Source organism: Streptomyces sp. R-74717, assembly GCF_047305335.1.
Taxonomy (GTDB): Bacteria; Actinomycetota; Actinomycetes; order Streptomycetales; family Streptomycetaceae; genus Streptomyces; species Streptomyces atratus.
The window spans coordinates 4,814,769-4,835,737 of the sequence record NZ_CP102361.1; the positions used below are offsets into that span (position 1 = coordinate 4,814,769).

14 protein-coding genes, 2 tRNA genes and 1 other RNA gene are annotated in these 20,969 nt (G+C 69.5%); 8 read left to right on the forward strand and 9 right to left on the reverse strand.

What is annotated here, in order from left to right:
• The first annotated feature begins 152 nt into the window (after positions 1–152).
• The 5 genes from NRF20_RS21985 to NRF20_RS22005 all read left to right on the forward strand — a co-directional run bounded on the left by NRF20_RS21985 (position 153) and on the right by NRF20_RS22005 (position 3,936).
• Positions 153–1,193 carry an ABC transporter ATP-binding protein gene (locus tag NRF20_RS21985; RefSeq protein ID WP_413753129.1) on the forward strand — a complete coding sequence of 347 codons (1,041 nt, stop codon included), beginning with the start codon at positions 153–155 and terminating at the stop codon, positions 1,191–1,193.
• On the forward strand, positions 1,190–1,960 hold the full coding sequence (locus NRF20_RS21990; RefSeq protein ID WP_413753130.1) for an ABC transporter permease: 771 nt from the start codon (positions 1,190–1,192) through the stop codon (positions 1,958–1,960). The genes NRF20_RS21985 and NRF20_RS21990 overlap by 4 nt, the downstream gene beginning before the upstream one ends.
• A gap of 13 nt (positions 1,961–1,973) precedes the next feature.
• The gene (locus NRF20_RS21995; protein ID WP_413753131.1) at positions 1,974–3,233 is read left to right on the forward strand and encodes a sensor histidine kinase; all 1,260 of its coding nucleotides are present in this window, start codon (positions 1,974–1,976) and stop codon (positions 3,231–3,233) included.
• Positions 3,230–3,841: a response regulator transcription factor gene (locus tag NRF20_RS22000; RefSeq protein ID WP_093894677.1), complete on the forward strand. Its 612-nt coding sequence runs from the start codon at positions 3,230–3,232 to the stop codon at positions 3,839–3,841. The genes NRF20_RS21995 and NRF20_RS22000 overlap by 4 nt, the downstream gene beginning before the upstream one ends.
• Before the next feature lie 22 nt (positions 3,842–3,863).
• Positions 3,864–3,936, forward strand: a tRNA-Gly gene (locus NRF20_RS22005).
• 60 nt (positions 3,937–3,996) lie between these two features.
• Here NRF20_RS22005 and NRF20_RS22010 read toward each other — a convergent pair.
• The 6 genes from NRF20_RS22010 to ffs form a co-directional block, all read right to left on the reverse strand.
• Positions 3,997–4,911, reverse strand: a complete 915-nt coding sequence (locus tag NRF20_RS22010) for a phosphoribosylaminoimidazolesuccinocarboxamide synthase (protein ID WP_266359571.1) — start codon at positions 4,909–4,911, stop codon at positions 3,997–3,999.
• A 111-nt stretch (positions 4,912–5,022) separates the two neighbouring features.
• Complete coding sequence (locus tag NRF20_RS22015; protein WP_413753132.1) at positions 5,023–6,486, reverse strand: N,N-dimethylformamidase beta subunit family domain-containing protein; 1,464 nt, start codon at positions 6,484–6,486, stop codon at positions 5,023–5,025.
• Positions 6,487–6,780: 294 nt separating this feature from the next.
• Positions 6,781–8,547, reverse strand: coding sequence for a hypothetical protein (locus NRF20_RS22020; RefSeq protein WP_398628551.1), 1,767 nt, complete (start codon positions 8,545–8,547; stop codon positions 6,781–6,783).
• 423 nt (positions 8,548–8,970) lie between these two features.
• On the reverse strand, positions 8,971–10,221 hold the full coding sequence (gene purD, locus NRF20_RS22025; protein ID WP_413753133.1) for a phosphoribosylamine--glycine ligase: 1,251 nt from the start codon (positions 10,219–10,221) through the stop codon (positions 8,971–8,973).
• Positions 10,222–10,314: 93 nt separating this feature from the next.
• Positions 10,315–12,492 (reverse strand): DNA polymerase III subunit gamma and tau, encoded by a 2,178-nt coding sequence (locus NRF20_RS22030; RefSeq protein ID WP_398628549.1) that lies wholly within the window; start codon positions 12,490–12,492, stop codon positions 10,315–10,317.
• 70 nt (positions 12,493–12,562) lie between these two features.
• Positions 12,563–12,659, reverse strand: an RNA gene (gene ffs / locus NRF20_RS22035) — signal recognition particle sRNA small type.
• Between the two features lie 120 nt (positions 12,660–12,779).
• Between ffs and NRF20_RS22040 the strand changes: the two genes are divergently transcribed.
• Positions 12,780–12,867 (forward strand) — tRNA-Ser (locus NRF20_RS22040).
• Between the two features lie 306 nt (positions 12,868–13,173).
• Positions 13,174–16,233 (forward strand): N-6 DNA methylase, encoded by a 3,060-nt coding sequence (locus tag NRF20_RS22045; RefSeq protein ID WP_413753134.1) that lies wholly within the window; start codon positions 13,174–13,176, stop codon positions 16,231–16,233.
• A gap of 62 nt (positions 16,234–16,295) precedes the next feature.
• Here the strand turns inward: NRF20_RS22045 and NRF20_RS22050 are convergent, their stop codons facing one another.
• The 3 genes from NRF20_RS22050 to NRF20_RS22060 all read right to left on the reverse strand — a co-directional run bounded on the left by NRF20_RS22050 (position 16,296) and on the right by NRF20_RS22060 (position 19,040).
• Positions 16,296–18,068, reverse strand: a complete 1,773-nt coding sequence (locus NRF20_RS22050; RefSeq protein WP_413753135.1) for a tyrosine-type recombinase/integrase — start codon at positions 18,066–18,068, stop codon at positions 16,296–16,298.
• On the reverse strand, positions 18,065–18,364 hold the full coding sequence (locus tag NRF20_RS22055; protein ID WP_413753136.1) for a helix-turn-helix domain-containing protein: 300 nt from the start codon (positions 18,362–18,364) through the stop codon (positions 18,065–18,067). Before NRF20_RS22055 ends, NRF20_RS22050 begins: the two co-directional genes overlap by 4 nt.
• 130 nt (positions 18,365–18,494) lie before the next feature.
• The gene (locus NRF20_RS22060; protein WP_413753137.1) at positions 18,495–19,040 is read right to left on the reverse strand and encodes a helix-turn-helix transcriptional regulator; all 546 of its coding nucleotides are present in this window, start codon (positions 19,038–19,040) and stop codon (positions 18,495–18,497) included.
• Positions 19,041–19,306: 266 nt separating this feature from the next.
• Here NRF20_RS22060 and NRF20_RS22065 point away from each other — a divergent pair, with 266 nt between their 5' ends.
• Positions 19,307–20,845, forward strand: a complete 1,539-nt coding sequence (locus NRF20_RS22065) for a DnaB-like helicase N-terminal domain-containing protein (RefSeq protein WP_413753138.1) — start codon at positions 19,307–19,309, stop codon at positions 20,843–20,845.
• The last annotated feature ends 124 nt before the right edge of the window (positions 20,846–20,969 follow it).

The window sequence follows — 20,969 nt, forward strand, 5'->3', positions numbered from 1 at the left end:
TGATGGGTTTGTTCGAAGGCCTTGGTCGATATCGACCAGGGCCTTCGTCGTATTCCCGTCCGCGCTCCCTGCCTCATGCTCATGACGTTTGTCATGAGCAGTGGTGACAGCTCGCACTGCCCGCGGGGACGATCCGGCGGAAATCTGTAGGCATGACCAGCGACGACATTCCCAGCGTCCGTGCGGGCGGCACCGTGGCGGACATCACAGACGAACCCGCGACCGGTTTCACAACGGACGCCGTGACCGTTTCGGCGACCGACTCCGTGATCGATCCCGTGATCGAGGCGAGCGGTGTGCGGCGGCGCTACGCCGGCGGCTTCGAGGCCGTGACCGGTGTCTCCTTCTCGGTGGCCCGCGGCGAACTCTTCGCCCTGCTCGGTACGAACGGAGCGGGAAAGACCTCCACCGTCGAACTGCTGGAGGGCCTGGCCCGGCCCGACGGCGGCACGGTGCGGGTGCTCGGCCACGACCCGTACCGCGAGCGCGCCGCGGTACGGCCGCGGATCGGGGTGATGCTCCAGGAGGGCGGCTTCCCGTCCGAGCTGACGGTCACCGAGACCGTACGGATGTGGGCGGGGTGCACGAGCGGCGCCCGGCCGACCGGTGAGGCGCTGGATCTGGTCGGGCTCACCCACCGGGCGCGCGTACGGGTCAAGCAGCTCTCCGGCGGCGAGCGACGCCGCCTCGACCTCGCACTGTCCCTGCTCGGCCGGCCCGAGGTGCTCTTCCTGGACGAGCCGACCACCGGGCTCGACGCCGAGGGGCGGCGTGACACCTGGGAGCTGGTACGGGGGCTGCGCGAGGGCGGGATCACCGTCCTGCTCACCACGCACTACCTGGAGGAGGCCGAGACGCTCGCCGACCGGCTGGCGATCATGCACCGGGGGCGGATCGTGACGGCGGGCACCACCGCCGAGGTGACGGCGGCCCGCCCCGCCCGCATTCGGTTCGAGCTGCCCGAGGGAGTCCCGGCGGCGCGGCTTCCGCTGCCGCTGCGGGCAGCCGCCGAGGGACGCAGGGTCGAGATCCGTACCCACCGGCTGCAGGATTCGCTGGGTGAACTGCTGCTCTGGGCCCGGGAGTCGGACGTGGCGCTGCTCGGGCTCGATGCCCGGTCGGCCTCGCTCGAAGAGGCGTTCCTCAATATCGCGCAGAGCGCGTCGGAACCGGAGAGGGTGGCTGCCGCATGACGAGCACAACGATGTCCGGGCGGCTGAACGCTCTCGGGCGGGCCGAGCTGACCCTGCTCGCCCGGAACAGGACGGCGGTCTTCGTCGCGTTGCTGGTGCCCCTGGCCATGGTCGCGGCCATGAAGTCGACGCTGGAACAGGTCGATCTGGGCGGGACCGGGCTCACCGTGGCCGGGGCGGCGCTCAGCGGCGGCATCGGCATGGTGCTGATGCAGGTCGTGTACATGAACCTGGTCGCCGCCTATGTGGCGCGGCGCGAGGACCTGGTCCTGAAGCGGCTGCGTACCGGCGAGATCGCCGACGGGGAGATCCTCGCCGGGACCGCGCTTCCGTCGGTCGCGCTGGCGCTGGCGCAGACGGTGCTGGTGGTCCTGGCCGGTGCGGCGCTCTTCGGTCTCGGTGCGCCCGAGCGGCCCGAACTGCTCGTCGCGGGCCTGCTGTTGGGTGTGGTGCTGCTGGCGGCCCTGGCTGCCGCCACGTCCGCGGTGACCCGGACCGTACAGACGGCGCAGATCACCACGCTGCCGCTGTTCCTCGTCTCGATGATGGGCTCCGGGCTCTTCGTGCCGCTGGAGATCCTGCCGGACCGGGTGGCGTCCGTGTGCGAACTGCTGCCGGTGACCGGAGTGATGACGCTCGTACGGGCGGGCTGGCTCGGCGGGGCGGACGGGTACGACCTGCTCGGGGCGGGGCTGACCGCGCTGGCCTGGACGGTGCTTGCCGTGTTTGCTGTGCAGCGGTGGTTCCGCTGGGAACCTCGACGCTGAGGAGGGGTGTGCCGTGCGCGTGCGGTGGCGGACGGGGAGCTGGCGCGGCCGCAGCGGGTTCGACAAGGTCGACCTGTATACGCGCGGCACGCTGTACGGGCTGGTGTGGCTCGCGGTGGTGATCCAGATCCTGATGTCGGTGACCCGGCCCGTGCGCGGTGCGGCGCCCGCTGCGCTGATCGCCCTGGCGATCCTGCTCGCCATCGCGCAGGGGGTCTGCGGGACGGCGCTCACCGCCAGGGGGCTGGAGAGGTATCTGGGCCGGGGCACCCCGGACCGGCGGCTGGTCGCTGTCGGAGCCGTGTCGCTGGTGGCGAACGTGGCGGCGATGCTGGCCCTCGCCCGGTGCACGGGCATGCGCGATTTCCCGGAGCCGGGATATGTGCTCAGCGCCTGTGTGGTGCCGTTCTCCTGCGCTTTCGTACTCATCGTGCCGAAGTGGGTGTCGATGGTGCAGCAGGCCGCCGTCTCCGCCGGGGTGTGCGCCGTGGTGGGCCTGCTCGGCGGCGGCCGTGCGCTGGTGACGTCCGCGTTCATCGCGACGGCGTTCGGCGGCGGGATCATGTCCGTCACCACGCGGATGTCCGCCTGGTCGCTGGGCGTGATGTGGAAGATCCGCGAGGCGCAGGACGTGGAGACACGGCTGGCGGTCGCCGAGGAACGGCTGCGGTTCGGCCGGGACATGCACGACGTCCTGGGCCGGAATCTGGCCGTGATCGCGCTGAAGAGCGAGCTGGCGGTGGAGCTCGCCCAGCGCGGCAAGCCTGCGGCCGTGGACCAGATGGTCGAGGTGATGCGCATCGCCCGTGCCTCCCAGCAGGAGGTGCGCGATGTCGTACGTGGGTACCGGGAGGCCGATCTGAGTACCGAACTCATGGGCGCTCAGAGCGTGTTGCGGGCGGCCGGGATCGAGTGCGCGGTGGAGGGCCATGAGGGCGGTCCGCTGCCCGCGCCCGTGCAGTCGGCGCTCGGCTGGGTGGTGCGGGAGGCGGCGACCAATGTGCTGCGGCACGGCGATCCGCGGCACTGCACGATCCGGCTGCGCGCTTCGGCGGACGCGGCGGTGCTGGACGTGGAGAACGACGGGGCGCAGCGGGCCACCGCCGGGCCGGGCGGCTCCGGGCTGGCCGGGCTGCGGGAGCGGCTTCACGCACTCGACGGTTCGCTGGACGCGGGTCCGGCGGGGAACGGGCTGTTCCGGCTGACGGCCACGATTCCGCTGCCGCACACGGCCCCGGACCTCACCCCGGCTCTTCAGGAGGAGCGACGATGACGGCTGTACGGGTGCTGCTCGCCGACGACGAGCATCTGATCCGGGGCGCGCTGGCCGCGCTGCTCGCCCTGGAGGACGACCTCGTGGTGGTCGCGGAGGCGGCGACCGGCCCGGAGGCACTGGCCATGGCGCGGGCCCATCGCCCCGATGTGGCGGTCCTCGATCTGGAGATGCCGGGTGCCGACGGTGTGAACGTCGCCACATCCCTGCGGGCCGAACTGCCCGGCTGCCGGACGATGATCGTGACGAGTCACGGCCGGCCGGGACATCTGAAGCGGGCCCTCGCGGCAGGCGTGCGGGCCTTTGTGCCGAAGACCGTCAGCGCCCGGCAGCTGGCCGGGATCATCCGCACGGTGCACGCCGGAAACCGTTACGTGGACCCGGAGTTGGCGGCCGATGCGATCTCCGCCGGGGACTCGCCGCTGACCGCGCGCGAGGCCGAGGTGCTGGAGCTGGCGGCCGACGGGGCGCCGGTCGCGGAGATCGCGGAGCGGGCGTCGCTGTCGCAGGGAACCGTACGGAACTACCTCTCGGCGGCCGCCTCGAAGCTCGGGGCGGAGAACCGTCATGCGGCAGTGCGTCTCGCACGCGAGCGCGGATGGGTATAGTGGTCATCGCGCTTCGGCGCTTGCGGACGTAGCTCAGTTGGTAGAGCGCAACCTTGCCAAGGTTGAGGTCGCCAGTTCGAACCTGGTCGTCCGCTCGGTTCAGCAAGAAGCCCCCGGCCTTTCGGCCGGGGGCTTCTTCGTGTTCCGGGAGCTGCTTACTGCCAGGGCGTGCCGGTGAGGAGTTCGTACGCCTCCAGGTACTTCGCCCGGGTCACGTCCACGATCTCCTGGGGCAGCGCCGGGGGCGGCTGCTCGCTCTTGCGGTCCCAGCCGGAGGCCGGCGAGGTCAGCCAGTCGCGCACGAACTGCTTGTCGTAACTGGGCTGGGCCTTGCCCGGCTCCCAGGTGGCAGCGGGCCAGAAGCGGGAGGAGTCCGGGGTCAGCACCTCGTCCGCGATGATCAGCTCCTCACCGCCGTCGGCCGTGGGGGCGAAACCGAACTCGAACTTCGTGTCGGCGAGGATGATCCCGCGTACGCGCGCAATGTCACGGGCCCTGCTGTACACGTCCAGTGTGGTGCGGCGCAGCTGGGCGGCGGTCTCCGCGCCGACCTGGCGGGCCACCTCCTCGTAGCTCACGTTCTCGTCGTGGTCGCCGACGGCAGCCTTGGTGGCGGGGGTGAAGATCGGTGCCGGGAGCTCGGAGCCGTCGACGAGGCCCTCGGGCAGCGCGAGGCCGCAGACCGTGCGGGACTCCTTGTACTCGACGAGGCCCGAGCCGGTGAGGTAGCCGCGGGCGACGCACTCGACCGGGACCATACGCAGCGACTTGCAGATGAGTGTCCGGCCTGCCCAGTCCGCGGGGGCTCCGGCGGGCAGCTCCGTGGACAGAACGTGGTTCGGTACGAGATCGGCGAGCTGGTCGAACCACCACAGCGAGAGCCGGGTGAGCACCCGGCCCTTGTCGGGGATCTCGGTGGGCAGGACCCAGTCGTACGCGGACATACGGTCGCTGGCGACCATGACGAGGTCGCCCGCCTCGTTCCGGTACAGGTCGCGCACCTTGCCGGTGTGGAGGTGGGTGAGCCCCGGGACCTGCACTGGTTCGGGCTTTTCTACAAATCCGGACACGCTGCCTCCGCGTAGGTTGATCCAGGAGTCGTACCGATTCTCCCGTATCGAGGTGCGGTGGGGCGGAGCGGGGGCGTCCGTGGCGCCGAGTGCCGTGGCCCCGGAGGCGTTTCAGGCGCGTTTGCAGATGCGGTCGAGGAGATTGGCGGTGGCCCGCTGGATGCGGGGGTCCACATGGCCGGGGCGGTCCAGCGCCGGAGACCAGGCGAAGGTGCCGGAGGCGAAGACGAGTGCGCCGGACGGGGCCCGGTACAGGGAGGTCTCCTGGTGGCGCTTGACCCCTTCGCTGTCCTGGTACGGGGAGTGGGCGAGCAGGATGCGGCTCTCGTGCTCGGGAAGTGCGGTGCGCGGGAAGTAGCGGTCGGCCTCGCCCGCGACCAGACCGTCGATCTCGTCGCCCTCGCAGGCGCCCGTCGATTCCCACAGCCAGTGCTCGGCGTTCCGTACGACCAGGGGGTGCGGATCGGGGACCCGGCCCGCGTACTGGATGCCGAGAAGCTGCTGCTCGGGACGGTCGATCTCGCGCCAGAGCGCGGGCTTGCCCGGGCCGCGGCGCTTGCGGCAGGTGAGCAGCCGGTCCGGGACGCCGGACGGCGACGGGGAGAGGCTGACCTGCCAGTACATGGTGTTGGCGGAGAGGAAGACGAGCGAGGTGCCGTCGTCGCGGGCGAGTTCGGCGGTACGGCGCATGGGCACCGACCAGTACTCGTCGTGGCCGGGGAAGACCAGGCCCCGGTAGCGGCCCGGGTCGATCCTGCCCGCGTGCAGATCGCGTGTGTCGGCATACGCGATGTCGTAGCCGTACCGCTCGGCCCAGCGGATGAAGTCGTAGGCATGACCGACGTGGAGCGGCAGGCCGGCGCCCGCGTACGGGCGGTCGAAGGAGACGGTGACCGCGGCGTCCTCCTCGCCCAGGAGGCGGCCCTGCTCGTCCCAGGCGTGGTAGAGGCTGGCGCCGGTGCGGCCGTCCTCCGGGTAGAGGTTGTACGCCTGCCAGGTGATGTCCGGCAGGACCAGCAGGAGATCGGCCGGGTGGTCGTCGCGGACCGTGAACGGGATGTGGGAGCGGTATCCGTCGACCGTGGTGAGCACGGCGACGTATGCGCCGATCGACCAGTAGGCGGGGATCTGCAGCCGCCAGGACTGCCACCAGTGGTGACAGGAGACCGTGCGGTCGGCGGTGAGCGGGGCCGGCTGGACGATGCCGGAGAGCCGGGGGCTGGTGGTGATCTTGGCGGCGCCGTCGCCCCCGTAGTGACCGATGCGGTAGATGTCCACGGAGAACTGCTGGGGCGGGTCCACGGTGATGTGGAAGTCGATCGCTTCTCCGGGGGCCGCGGCGCCCGTGGAGGTGAAGCCCTTGATCTGGCGGTGCACATCGTCGGCCGTACGGGTGCCGCCGTCGGTGGAGCTGCGGGCCAGGGTGGGGTCCACGTACCAGGGGACGACATGTCCGGTGTCGTCGAAGTAGTTCTCACTGCCGCGCAGCCAGGGCAGCGGGCCCTGCCCGAAGGGGTCGGAGACGGCGTGCGCGAGGGCACCCGACTCCCATCGACGAATCTGCTCCGCCCCCATACCGCTTCCCTCCCTCTAGTCCCCCGAGTCAACAGTGAGACAAAGTTGATCGTCACCGGTGATCAACGGCGATCGTCACCGGCCGTGCACCATCGGTGCACCGGCAGTGATGCGACGACTGTCAGCGTCGATCCCCAGCACATCACATAACGCATGCACTCCGTCACCGTTCGTCGCTAATTGACGTGAACGGAACGCTTCCTTCCGGGTATTGGGGGTGCGGTGCTCCCGGCGGCGTTGTCTCTGAGCAGGGTGGGGATGCTGCGGTTCGGCTCTGTGGTCGAGACCCATGGTTCAGACAAGACGGACGGGTTTGTCGGTACGTACGCCGACCGAGGCGAGCCAGGAACGCAACGGCCCCGCGTCCCCGTCCTCGACCAGACTGAGGACGGGACTGCCCAGATCCGCCCGGCGCTCACCACCGACCAACAGCGCGGGACCGTCGAGCCAGTCGAGTCCGGGCGCCGCACCCGCCGTGTCGACGGCGGCGCAGCAGACCATCGCCGCGACATGGTCGGCGAGCAGTTCCGTACCCGTACGGGGTGGCTGGAGCGGGAAGAGCGGAAGGGGGACGGGGCCCCAGAAGTCCAGGACGTCCCCGCCCGGGTGAGCGGCGCTCCGGGCACCCACCGGGCCCGATGTGCCGCCCGCCGGAGGCTGTTGGGCCGCCTCCTCCTCACGGGCCACCGCGGCGCTAATCCCGGCCGCGAGCTCCTCGCCGCTCCCGCACCGGCCTGCCAGATGCTCGACGACACGGGCCAGCGTGGGCACTGTGGCGTCGACGGAAAATACCGCACAGTCGGGATCGTCCGAGGCACCGCCGTCGGGCGACGTGGGCGCCGTACCCATCGAGTCGAGGACACGGTGCAGCCGTGCAGCCTCGGTGCGCCACTTCCGGTCGACCACCTCTTCCGGATACTGCTGCCAGTCGACCGGCGACCAGTCGGGACCGGTCTCTGCCGGGCCGCCGTGGAAGAGCCGTGCCGCCAGCAGCGATGCCGCCTCGTCGGCCGCGCCCGGCTCCTCCAGGAGGTCACAGGCAGGGCGCTCACCGAGCCGCGAGGCGAATCCGTCGGCAAGCCGGTCGCGACGGGAGAGCTCGGTGAGGGCGGACACCACACCCGCGTCCAGTCGGGACGGCCAGCGGCCCATCTGCCAGGCGGGCAGCGCGACGCGGGTGAGCAGCCGGTCCCAGCCCGCGTAGGCGAGGCCGACCTGCTCCTGGGCGACGATCCGCAGCCCGTAATCCACACCCTGTGCACGCACCGACGCGGCGGCGGCGACGCCCCGCTCCATCTCCGCGGCATGGCTGCGACAGCTGCGCAGCAGAAACAGGGCGACCCAGCCGACGAAGGCCCGCGGCACTCGGCGCACCCCGGACAGCGGCCCGGAGACGGGCGCGGCCGCGTCGGCAACCGCTCCGTCCAGCCCTCGTACGAAACGACGCGCCGCGGCTATGTCGGGATGCGCGGAGGGGCCTGTGCCCGCGACGACCGGGGCGAGCACCGCCCGTAGCTCCGCGACCCGCATCCACCACAGGAACGGCGAACCGATGACCAGCACGGGCGCCGCCCGGACGCTACGGCGGGTCCGGACCGGGGAACGCGTTCCCGGATCCGCTCCGGGGCCTGCTGCGGGCTGCGCCGAGGGGTGTGTGCGGTCCTCCAGCCAGCTGTCGCAGTCGGGCGTGAGTGCTATCGCCGAGGGCGCGGGAACCCCGAGCCGGTCGGCGAGGTCCCTGACCAGGCGATAGAGATCGGGGGCGGCGTCCTCCGGGAGCGGGACGGTCGGGCTGACCGCCGGCCTCGCCCGTACGATCGCGACCGCGACCACTGCGGCGAGCAGGAGCACGACGACCGCGCAGGCCGTCACGGCCCAGCGCGCCGTGTCCCAGCCGCTGCCGACGGCATGGCCCTGTGCGCCCGCGACGAGCAGCACGACGGCCACCGCCGCCGGCAGGATGGCTGCGGCGGTCGCTCTGCTGCGGATGCGCAGCAGAGCGAGAGCGCGGGCGCGCGCACTCTGCGCACCCGGCTCCTCACTTGTACCGGTACCGGACACGGCCGGACGTCACCCCCTCTGCCCCCGCGGCGGTGTTGTTCACTCCCCCACTGTGGCACCCGTCACTGACATCGCAATGCCAGTGGGCCAAGTGCCGGAATGCTTGCGCCGCACCCTAGTTGGGGCCTCGGCGGGCGTCATCCGTATAGCTCAGCCGTCACTCGATGGAATGGCTTTGGGTAAAGGTGCTGACGCGCCGCGGTCCTTGGGGCAGCGGCGCGTCAGTGGGTGTCGACGGGGGTTCGGGGGGTGGACTTGAGCCGCAGCCGGGGGCGGGCAGATCGGGTGACGTACCCGGCCCCGCGCCCCGGTCCGGGGTGGACCCGTACGGTCCGGGGGGACTCCCGTCCAGTCTGTTCCGTTCCGGCAGTCTGTTCCGTTCCGGCAGTCCGTTCCGTTCCGGCAGTCCGTTCCGTTCCGGTCTCAGGCCTCCGCGGCCTTCTTGGCGATGTCCGTACGGAACTGCGATCCGTCGAGCCGGATCCGGGCCGCCGCCGTGTAGGCGCGCTCACGGGCGCCGGCGAGGTCCTTGCCGGTCGCGGTCACGGACAGCACCCGCCCGCCCGCGCTGACGATCTCGTCGCCGTCGCGCCTGGTCCCGGCATGCAGGACGTACGCATGCGGGGCATCCTGCGCCGCCACATCGTCGAGGCCGTGGATCAGGTCACCCGTGCGCGGCGTACCCGGGTAGTTGTGCGAGGCGATGACCACGGTGACGGCGGCCTCGTCGCGCCACTTGAGCGGGGGCAGCTCGTCCAGGGTGCCGTTGGCGGAGCCCAGCAGGACACCGGCCAGCGGAGTCTTCAGACGGGCCAGGACCACCTGGGTCTCGGGGTCACCGAAACGGGCGTTGAACTCGATCACCCTGACTCCGCGCGAGGTGATCGCGAGCCCCGCGTACAGCAGCCCGGAGAACGGGGTGCCGCGGCGGCGGAGTTCGTCGACGGTCGGCTGGAGCACCGACTGCATGACCTCGTCGACCAGCTTGGGGTCGGCCCACGGGAGCGGGGAGTACGCGCCCATGCCGCCGGTGTTCGGGCCCTCGTCGTTGTCCAGGGCGCGCTTGAAGTCCTGCGCGGGCTGGAGCGGCAGCACGGTGGTGCCGTCCGTGATCGCGAAGAGGCTGACCTCGGGGCCGTCGAGAAACTCCTCGATGACCACGCGGTCGCAAGCCAGGGCGTGGGTGCGGGCCGCCTCGACGTCGTCGGTGACGACGACGCCCTTACCGGCGGCGAGACCGTCGTCCTTGACGACGTACGGGGCACCGAATGCATCGAGGGCGGCGTCGATCTCGGCGGGGGTGGTGCAGACGTAGCTGCGGGCGGTCGGAACGCCTGCCCCGGCCATCACGTCCTTGGCGAACGCCTTGGAGCCCTCCAGCTGGGCCGCCTCACCGGACGGGCCGAAGCAGGGGATGCCCGCGGCGCGCACGGCGTCGGCAACGCCGGCGACAAGCGGTGCCTCCGGGCCGACGACCACCAGCTCGGCGCCCAGATCAGTGGCGAGGCGCGCGACGGCGTCGCCGTCGAGTGCGTCGACCGGGTGCAGTTCGGCCACCTCCGCGATGCCGGCGTTGCCGGGAGCGCAGTACAGAGCGGTGACGTCGGGGTCGAGGGAGAGAGAGCGGCACAGGGCATGTTCGCGGGCGCCGCCGCCGATGACGAGGACCTTCACGGTGTGCAGCCTAGCCGCCGGGGCGCGGCGGCCTCGACGGACGCCGCTCCGTGGACAGTCCGTGACGTGTACCGCGTGCCCGCACGGCCCGCGCTACTCGTTGGTGAACTCCTCGACGACCGTGGCGCCCAGCTCGCGGACGATCAGGTCGTGCCCGGAGAGCGCCGAGTCGACGAGGTCCGGGTCGTCCGCCTCCGGGGTGTCGTCCTCGGGAGCGACCGATCGCGGGGGTTCGGGCGCGGAGTACGACTGCGGTACGGGCTCCGCGGCAGGTGCGGCGCTCGGCTGCTGGTGCGGGGCGGGGGCGGGCCGGGGTTCGTAACTCTGCTGGGGCGCGGGGGCCGGTCGCTGCGGCGCGGGCGCGACGGCGGAGGGGCGGCCGCCACCGGTCTGCGGGGGTGCGCCCGCACCGCCCGACGGGTCGACGATCGCCTCGATCTTCCACTGTGCGTTGAACCGCTCGGCAAGTGCCTGCTTCAGCACGTCCTCGCTGCCGCTGCTCGCGAAGTTGTCGCGCGCGCCCGCGTTCAGGAAGCCGATCTGAAGGGTGGTGCCGTCGAAGCCGGTGACCTGGGCGTTCTGGCTGAGCAGGATCCAGGTGAACCGGCGGCGGTTCTTCACGGCCTCCAGGATGTCCGGCCACATGTTCCGTACCTGGCCGGCGCCCTGTGTCGTTCCCGCGCTCGGTTCGACGGCGGGCACCGGTGCCGCGGGCGCGGCCTGGGCCGGGGCGGTGGCCGGGGCTGCCTGCGGGACAGGCGACTGGCCGGGAGCGGAAGCGGTCGGCCAGCCACCAGGACGGCGGCCCGATTCCGGGGCGGCGGCGCTGGGCCAGGCACCGGGGCGCTGACCTCCCGCGGGAGCCGGGGCCTCGGCCGGCGGCTGCGGAGCGGCCGGAGCGACGGGGGCCATGGGCTGCGGGGGTGCCGGGGGCGCCGCGGCGGGTGCGGGCGGCGCCGCGGGGGCGGGTGCCTCTCCCCGTGCCGCCGCACGCGCGGCAGCGGGTCCGGCGCCGGGCTGCACGGCCGGGGCAACAGGGACGGGGGCATGGGCCAGAGCCTCCGGCCCGGGTACGTACCCCATGGCGGGCCCCGTACCGGCGGTCGCGAAGGACGCACCGCGCTCCAGCCGGTCGAGCCGGGCCTGCAGCGAACGCTCGTCGTCGAAGGCCGCGGGCAGCAGCACCCGGGCGCAGATCAGCTCGACCTGGAGGCGCGGCGAGGTCGCCCCGCGCATCTCCGTCAGCCCCTCGTTGACCAGGTCGGCGGCGCGGCTCAGCTCGGCGGCGCCGAAGACGGACGCCTGGGCCTGCATCCGCTCGACGACATCGGCCGGAGCATCGATCAGGCCCTTCTCCCCGGCATCCGGCACGGCGGCGAGGATCACCAGGTCACGCAGTCGCTCCAGGAGGTCGGCGACGAAGCGGCGCGGGTCGTTGCCCCCCTCGATCACCCGGTCCACGACCTCGAAGGCCGCGGCCCCGTCGCCCGCCGCGAAGGCATCCACGATCGAGTCGAGCAGCGAGCCGTCCGTATAGCCGAGCAGGGAGGTCGCCATGGCGTATGTCACACCGTCGTCGCCCGCGCCGGCCAGCAGCTGGTCCATCACGGACATCGAGTCACGCACGGACCCGGCCCCGGCCCGCACGACGAGCGGCAGCACGCCGTCCTCGACGTAGCTGTTCTCCTTGCCACAGACCTCGGCGAGATATTCGCGCAGCGTCCCCGGCGGCACGAGGCGGAACGGGTAGTGGTGCGTACGCGACCGGATCGTGCCGATGACCTTCTCGGGCTCGGTGGTCGCGAAGATGAACTTGAGGTGCTCCGGCGGCTCCTCGACCACCTTCAGCAGGGCGTTGAACCCCGCCGATGTGACCATGTGCGCCTCGTCGATGATGTAGATCTTGTAACGACTCGACGCGGGCCCGAAGAACGCCTTCTCCCGCAGATCACGGGCGTCGTCCACGCCACCGTGCGATGCGGCGTCGATCTCGATGACATCGATCGATCCCGGCCCGTTGCGCGCGAGGTCCTGGCAGGACTGGCACTCTCCGCAAGGCGTGGGCGTCGGCCCCTGCTCGCAGTTCAGACAGCGGGCGAGGATGCGCGCGCTGGTCGTCTTGCCGCAGCCGCGCGGACCGCTGAACAGGTACGCGTGATTGACCCGGTTGTTCCGCAGGGCCTGCTGCAGCGGGTCAGTGACATGCTCCTGCCCGATGACCTCGGCGAACGACTCGGGGCGATAGCGGCGGTACAGCGCAAGGGACGACACACATACGAGGTTATCCGGGCGGACCGACAACCGGCCCCGGACCGGCGAAGCGCCGCACACCCCCCGAAAACACAAGGGCCCCCCACGCACCCGCCAGAGCCAACCTACCCTTGCTGCCTTCCGGCCCTGGGGGAGTTCAGTCAGATAGCGCCACGTGAGGGGCTGAAGCCCACCTTAGCCGATCCCCACCCCTGTCAGTCCACTGCCCCACCTTCCGGAACCTCCCCGGACGAGCTCGAGGGGAACGGGTTCGCGAGCACTCCTCAACGTCTTGTATTGTTTGCCGCGGAGGATTCGCCTAGTGGCCTAGGGCGCACGCTTGGAAAGCGTGTTGGGGGCAACCCCTCACGAGTTCGAATCTCGTATCCTCCGCCATTGCTCTCACCGGGCAATACGTCGAAGGGCCCCGCTGCTTGCAGTGGGGCCCTTCGACGTTGGTGGTCTCAGTTTTGGTCTCAGTTGGCCTCCACGCGCGTTGGTCTCGCCCGAACGTCTGATCCACTTTGACCCCTTGCGGCAGAATGGCTGCAGTTTGGGTTCACCGCCGCGTCCGGGCTCTCGACGTCCGCGGTCTCGGCAGAGGGAAGGAGGGGGCGTCCTCCAGCACGACCACGCGTCCGGCTACAGCGATGCGCCGACGATTCGCTACCCCGGCAGGTCTGCTTGGTACGCCCGCGGCACATGACCACAGCCTCACAGACCAACCTTGAAAAGCTCCTGGCTCGGCTCCTCGATCGTAAGCCGATGCGTACAGAGGCAACGCTTCAAGCCGACGTTCGACAGTTGCTGCTCGATGGTGGCCTAAACCTCGACGAGAACGACCTGAGTGTCGATCTGGAGGCCCAGGTAGGGGACGGCCGACGCATCGACATCGAGGTTGGCTTCACGGCCATCGAGACCAAGAAGGATCTGCGGAGCGCCGCGATCCTGAAAGACGCTGTCAAGCAGCTCGGTGGATACGTTCATGCCCGCACAGAACAAGTCGGCCAGCGATACGTCGGCATACTGACGGACGGCGCTGACTGGCGGGCGTACAGCTTGTCCGGCGACGACCTGATCCAGGTCAGCCGGTTCGAAGTGAAGCAGAAGACTCCGCCGGCTGACCTGCTGAGATGGCTGGAGGGTGTCCTCGCGACAGCAGAGGGCATCCGACCGACGCCCGACGCGATCGAGAGCCGCCTGGGCGCGGACAGCGTCTCACACAAGCTCGACCGTGCCACTCTGACCGCGCTCTACGAGGAGCACAAGGGCCTGCCCACCGTGAAACTCAAGCGCGAGCTGTGGGCGCGATTGCTGAGGAGCGCACTGGGCACCCAGTTCGAGGACAGCGACGAGCTGTTCATCGAGCACACCCTGCTGGTCAACAGCGCAGAGATCATCGCCCACCTCGTGCTCGGCATCGACGTCACGGACATGCAGCCGTCGACGCTGGTGCTGGGGCAGCGATTCGAGCAGGCGCAGATCTACGGTGTCGTCGAGTCCGACTTCTTCGGCTGGGTCATTGAGGTACCCGGCGGCGAAGGCTTCGTGCGCACCGTCGCGCGACGACTGACGCGCTACGACTGGGCCAAGGTCGAGCACGACGTGCTCAAGGTGCTCTACGAGTCCGTCATCGCTGCGGAGACTCGGAAGAATCAGGGCGAGTACTACACACCCGACTGGCTTGCCGAGAAGGTGGTGGCCGATGCTGTCACGGACCCCCTGAACCAGCGTGTACTGGACCCTTCGTGCGGTTCAGGAACCTTTCTCTTCCACGCAGCGCGCCGCTATCTGCAGGCCGCGGAGGACGAGGGCCGACCGCTGCGCCAGACTCTCATCGACATCAGCGACCACGTTGCGGGCATCGACCTTCACCCCGTCGCTGTAGCCCTTGCGCGTGTCACCTACCTATTGGCCATCGGCCGGTCGCGACTGGTGTCGGACGAGCGTGGGCCGATAAGGGTTCCGGTCTACCTGGGCGACAGTGTCCAGTGGCAGCAGCGGACAGACCTACTGGACCACGGCCATCTGGTGATTCGTACGGAGGAAGGCGGACAGCTCTTCGAGAACGAGCTGCGCTTCTCCGAGCACCTCCTGGCAGACGCCGGGCGCTTCGACACCATCGTCAACGAACTCGCGGACCGAGCCACGAACCGCCCTCCCAAGAGCAAGCCCTCCCTCACGACTCTCTTCAACCGGCTGGGCATCTCCTCGAAAGACGATCAGCAAGAGCTCACTGAGAACTTCCGGCTCCTGTGCCACCTGGTCGACAACGGACGCAACCACATCTGGTCGTACTACGTCCGCAACCTCGCACGCCCGATGTGGCTGTCGCGCGAAGAAAACCGCGTGGATGTCCTGGTCGGCAACCCACCGTGGCTGTCGTACCGACACATGTCTGAGGAGATGCAAGAGCTCTTCAAGGACATGGCGCAGTCCCGCAAGCTGTGGCGCGGCGACGAAGTTGCAACGCATCAGGACCTCTCGGGACTGTTCATCGCCCGAGCGGTCCAGCAGTACCTGGCCGTCGACGGCACGTTCGCCTTCGTGGTACCGAATCCCGTACTGGACCGTCCGTACTGGTCAGGATTCCGCGCCGGCCACTATCCGGATTCGAACGAGACCGTAAAGATCGCGTTCTCCGGCTCATGGGATCTGCGCCGCCTTCGGCCCCACTTCTTCCCCCGCGGCAGTGCGGTCATCTTCGGACGGCGGATTCAGGCCCTCATCGGTGAGGCGGCAAAGGGCAACACACCCGTCCCCCTGCCCACGATCACCGAGCGGTGGACCGGCAAGATTCCGGGGCGGAACTCGGACTGGGCGCACGTCCAGAAGTGGGTCAAGCGCGAGGATCACGAGCTCAAGTTCGCCGGGGAGGACCTGATCTCGTCGCCATACCGGAAGCGATTCTGGCAGGGGGCTTCGATCGTGCCTCGTGTGCTGTTCTTCGTCGAGCAGCAGGAGACCGGCCCGCTGGGTCTTGGCGGAGGCCGCGTAGCGGTGCGTTCAGAGCGGAGCAGCACGGAGAAGCCACCGTGGAAGAGCCTTCCTGACATGGAAGGGGTTGTGGAGAAGGAGTTCGTGCGGCCAGCTCTCCTCGGTGAAAGCGTCCTTCCTTTTCGCTTGCTGCCTCCCCGCAAGGTAGTTCTCCCTATTGAGGGAAATGCCACCCTCCTCAACGGTGAACACCCTCATCTGGAACGCTACCCCGATCTCACCAACTGGTGGCGCGCAGCAGAGGCGCAGTGGATGGCGAACCGCAGCAGTGAGCGGCTGACACTTTCTGAACAGCTGGACTTCCGGCACAAACTCTCCGACCAGTTGCCGGCCACTCCTCTGCGTGTCGTCTACGGCAAGTCCGGCATGCACGTCTCAGCCGCTTTGGTAGACGATCCGAACGCGATCATCGACCACGTGCTGTATTGGGGAACGGTTGCTACCCGCGAGGAGGGCATGTACCTCTGCGCGATCCTCAACACCCCAGCACTGACTGAGGTAGTCCGGCCGCTCATGGCATATAGCAAGGACGAGCGCCATATCGACAAGGCGGTGTGGCAGCTCCCGATCCCTGAGTTCAATTCGCTCAATCCGGGGCACCGACGCTTGGCGGAGCTCGGAGCTGCCCAAGCCGAACACATTGCGGAGCTGCCGATCGACGAGACCGCGAACTTCGTAAAACTGCGTAGGGTCATCCGATCCGTCCTTGCCGACTCTCCCGAGGCGGAAGAACTCGACTTGCTGGTACGCCTGTTGCTTGAGTAACGGCCTTCATAAAAGGCATGGCACTGGGCAGGCAGCAATCAGCCTGCCCAGTGCCATGCCGACTACCAGTCGTCGATATCGCCGTACTTCCCCGGGTTCTGGGCACGGTCCACAGCTTGTGCGCACGCCTCGTCGAAGGCGGCCTCCACAGCAGCCTTGTCCGTACCGCGCGCGTTAGCCTCGACCTCCTGGCCCGCGCCAGGCAGCCGGACCGTACGCCAAACCGACGAGCGGCTGGTGTAGGCATCGGTCTCGAAGTCCCAGGCCGGCACCGACCACTGATCGAGGAGTCCTGTCGTTGCGCGCTCCCCACCCGGGAGGAACAGGGCTCGAGCGTGGAAGACAACGGTCCGCTCCGGCATCTGGTCGCGCACTGCGCGCACGCCGCCGGGTCCGTTGCGCTCCCAGCGTCCTCGGTCCCACTCCTCGACCTCAGCCGTTCGGTCCGGCCAGTCCTCGCTCCACTGGGCAACGACCTCGGCAGCGTGCTCGCGCTGGACGAAGGGCACCCGCCGCTCGCCGAGGCGTGCAACGTGGACCGTCAGCTCCGCGAGTACGGGGCTGTAGCCGGCACTGGGCGCGATTGCTCCGCCCGCTTGGCTCGGGTCGTTGCCCCAGAGGAGGCCGCCGATCTTGTCGGCGGTGTCCTTGAGGACGCGGCTGGTCAGGTGTTGGTAGCGGCGGCGCATCCGGGCGGACTTACCGGGCTCCCAGCCCATGATGGCGTCCACCACAGCGTCGGAGACGCCGAGGATAAGCAGAACCGTCGCTGCGGTGTGGCGGGCATCGTGGAGGCGGCCGTCACGGACATCCGCTGCCTTCAGCAGGTCCTTCCACTTATGGAAGTCCGTGTTCGGGTTCAGGGGCTCGCCGATGGGCGAGGTGAAGACGTACCCCTTCTCCGTCCAGAGGTCGCGGGCAAGGGCCCGTTCGCGGGCCTGCTCCTCCTTGTGCTGCCGGAGGAGGTCCATCAGCTCGTCCGGGGCGCCGATGGGCCGCTGTCCGGCGCGTGACTTCACGTTCTTGGTTTCCCGCCGTGTATTGATCTTCTGCGGGCAGAAGCCGGGCTTGCGCCCGCAGCGGTCGCCGCAGCCGTGCTGGTAGCGGGGCCGCAAGCGGCCTCGGCGGACGCGGATCACGCCGAGCTTGAAGTCGACGTCGGTCCACTGCATGCCGAGAACCTCGCCTTGTCGGAGGCCGAGCGCCAGGGCAATGACCCAGCGGGCTGTGTTGCGGTGCTTCCCCGCTTCTGCCAGAAGGCGCTGGACCTCTTCGACCGAGTACGGCTCGACTTCATCCTCTTCGAGGCGTGGGGCCTTTGCGATCGTGGCTGGGTTGCGGGTGAGGTGTCCACGGCGCACGGCCTCGTTGAGGGCGGCGCGAATGGTGCGGTGGGTCTGGTGCGCGGTGCCTGCAGCGCTGCCGGTCTCCTGCATCTTCTTGTAGAAGCGCTCCAGGTGTTCCGGCTCCAGCTTCTCCAGGCGGTGGGCGCCCAGGCCGGGGATGAGGTGGTGATTTACCGCAACGCGGTAGCCATCGATGGTGTTCTCGGAGACGTTCGGCGCGGCAATGTTCTCGACCCAGTGGGTGAGCCAGGTCTCCAGCGTCCAGCTCTGACCGGCCTTTCGGACCGCGCCCTTGTCGCGTTGCCGCTCCAGCTCCCGTACGGCCTTGGTGACCTCGGCTCGGGTCTTGCGGCTGACATGGCGGCGGTCAGGCTTACCGTCGTCCTTGACGCCGACGGTGACGCGGCCGTGCCAGCGCCCGTCTTTGCCGAGATAGATAGTTGAGGCGCCGTTGGGCTGACGGCTTTTCGCCGTCGCGCCCCGCGTCACGCGGCGGCCCCGAAGTCGCTGGCCGTGAGGCGCCGGGCCAGAAAGTCGTTCACCGCCTCCGCTGGGATACGGCGCAAGCTGCCGATCTTGACCGAGGCGATCTCGCCGGAGGTGACGTACTCGTACAGCTTCGTGCGGCCGATACCGATCCGCCGCGCAGCCTCGGCGACGGTGAGGGCCACGAGGGTGGTGTCGCCTCCAGCGGGACGGTGTTCGGAAATCAGAGTCCGCAGGTCGTCCTCGGGGACGTCCAGGAGGTCGGCTATCTGGGCAAGCGGAAGTTCGCTTCGGTGCAAGGGAGGGTCCTCTCCTGACAGGCCATGGGACGGCGAATCCCGATTGGCCGGCAAGTCGTTCAGGGATGGGCGTGAAATTAAGGAGCCGGGTACGGCAAGACCGCGCTGTTCGTAGCAGCGAAGGGCCGAGTCAGCTCTGTTCGGGCGGCGCGTCCATGCGCTCACCGAGGAAGCTGCGGAGTTGGGTTGGGGCTCCGCGGTGGCGGTGGAAGTCGCCGTTGGAGGCGATGGTCAGCTCGTGGGTCAGCAGGCCCTTGACCATGTCCTCCTGGTTGGGGTTGGCGTCCGTGTACGCCGTGAGTTCGTCCTGGATCCGGCGCATGTCCTTGCCAAGGGCCCGCCATTCCTTCCATCTCGCGACGTACTCGCCGACGAGACGACGGACCAGCGGGTTGGCGAGCTGGCCGGGCGGGCTGGTCAGCTCGTCGAAGGTCAGGTCGAAGACCTTGCAAAAGCCGAGCGCCTCATCGAGGTTGACCCGCCGCCGGGGCTTGCCACTCTCGATGCGCCAGATCGCGGACTGGTTGACCGGGTGGCCGGCCTCGGCCATCCGCTCGGCGAGCGTGACCGTGCTCCACCCGCGCGCCTCACGTTCGAGCTTGATGCGCTGCGCGACGTGATCCTCTGCCAGCGGCCGATCCGGCCCCGCGCGGGAGGCGCCTTCGTCACTACTCATCACTGCACCTCCTGAACAGGGCCCGGCGGAGACCCTGGGCGATGGTGAAAACTAAACACCATTGCGGAGCAGAATGCAACCATTGCGCTTCCGAAAACGTCAGGTACTGTAGTCGTCCGCCCTCGAACGGGGGTGAACGCAAAAAGCCCCCGGTGCTACGAACACCGGGGGCCAAGCACGAACTCTCGTAACCGCCCATCCCTGAACGATTGACCCGCGTGGCCTGGGATTCGCCGTCCCATACGGCCCGCAAGTTGAGGAGCTCAATGTCCAGTATGGACGAACCCCGGCCGAACGCGCCACACCTCACGGGACCCGGCCGCCAGCCCACGGCGGGCGACCTCACCGCGGTTCCACCACACGACGTGGACGCCGAATCCGCCGTGCTGGGGGCCTGCATGCATCAGGCGGCGGTGATCGACGAAGTACGCCAACTGCTCGACGCGGCCGACTTCTACCGCCCCGCGCACGAGACGATCTGGCGCACGATCCTCGCTCTGCACGGCGAGGACAAGCCGACCGACCCAATCGTCCTGTCTCACCAGCTGCGTGCCCAGGACGACCTGGAGCGGGTCGGGGGTGTGGTGTACGTCCACCAGCTCGCCGACGCCGTGCCCTCGGTCAGCAGCGCCGTCTACTACGCGGGCATCGTGCGCAGGATGGCCGACCTGCGCCGCTTGCGTGCCTCCGGCATCCGGACCGCCCAACGCACGATGGAGCCGGGCGCCGATCCGGACGCCATCCGCAGCGAGGTGGAATCGGATGTCCGGACCGAGCGCGAGCGTGCGCTCGCCTCCGGCCAGGGCCGGCTCTCCCGGTTCATCACCGACGGTTGGCGCTTCGTCACCGAGACCGGCACCGACACCGAGCCGCTGTGGGGCACGCGGGAGCAAACGGCCTGGTCGTCGGGCGAGAGCCTGATGATCGTCGGAGCGCCCGGTGTCGGGAAGACCACACTGGCCCACCAGGTGATCCTCGCCCGCCTGGGCCTGGCGGACAGCGTCCTGGACATGCCGGTGGCACCGAGCCGACGGGTGCTGTACCTGGCACTGGACCGGTACAAGCAGATAGCCCGTGCCATGGCCCGCAGCGTCCGACCCGAACACGAGCAGCGCTTGCGCGACGGGCTCGCCGTCTGGCAGGGACCTCTGCCCGCCACCCTGGACAAGGAGCCCGACCTCCTCGCCGACCTCGCCGCCGCCCACCAGGCCGACACCATCGTGATCGACAGCCTCAAGGACGCAGTGAGCACCCTGGTCGACGACGCCCTCGGCGTCGCGTACAACAACGCCCGCCAGCGAGCCATCCGCAACGGCGTCGAGATCATGGAACTCCACCACCAGCGCAAGGCCACCGAGGGCGCCCCACGCGCCCAGAAGCCCACACTGGACCGCGTCTACGGCTCCACCTGGATCACCTCCGGCGCGGGCAGCGTCCTCTTCGTCTCCGGGGAAGCGGGCGACCTCGCCGTCACCCTGCACCACCTCAAAACCCCCACCGGCGAGATCGGCCCCCTCCAGGTCATCCACGACCACGAACGCGGCACCTCGACGCTCGACCCCACCCTCGACCCGGTCGCCATCCTGCGCCAGCGTCCCGACGGCCTGACCGTGCGCGAACTCGCCGTGATCCAAAGCGGCCAGAACAACCCCGAGCGCTCCGCCACCGAGAAGGCCAGGCGCACCCTGGACCGCCTCGTCAGGGCCGGACTCGCGGACAAGGCCGAAGGAACCGCGGGCGGCACCGGAGGCGGCCAGCAAGCCCGCTACCGCGCCTCGCTCCGCCACATCGGCGCCGTCTCCTGACCCCACCGCCGGACGCCGGGACCGTACACGAGGGCGTACACGCACCCCTCCCCCACACGCGGGCCCACGCGACACCGCAGGCGTACACGCCAAGCACAAAACCCCAGGTCAGACAATCACGCGA

Excerpts from the sequence above, each read along its gene's own strand:
- NRF20_RS22000 (WP_093894677.1), top strand. The coding sequence starts at position 3,230 with ATGACGGCTGTACGGGTGCTGCTCGCCGACGACGAGCATCTGATCCGG.
- NRF20_RS21985 (WP_413753129.1), top strand. The coding sequence starts at position 153 with ATGACCAGCGACGACATTCCCAGCGTCCGTGCGGGCGGCACCGTGGCG.
- NRF20_RS21990 (WP_413753130.1), top strand. The coding sequence starts at position 1,190 with ATGACGAGCACAACGATGTCCGGGCGGCTGAACGCTCTCGGGCGGGCC.
- NRF20_RS22045 (WP_413753134.1), top strand. The coding sequence starts at position 13,174 with ATGACCACAGCCTCACAGACCAACCTTGAAAAGCTCCTGGCTCGGCTC.
- NRF20_RS22065 (WP_413753138.1), top strand. The coding sequence starts at position 19,307 with ATGTCCAGTATGGACGAACCCCGGCCGAACGCGCCACACCTCACGGGA.
- NRF20_RS22015 (WP_413753132.1), bottom strand. The coding sequence starts at position 6,486 with ATGGGGGCGGAGCAGATTCGTCGATGGGAGTCGGGTGCCCTCGCGCAC.
- NRF20_RS22060 (WP_413753137.1), bottom strand. The coding sequence starts at position 19,040 with ATGAGTAGTGACGAAGGCGCCTCCCGCGCGGGGCCGGATCGGCCGCTG.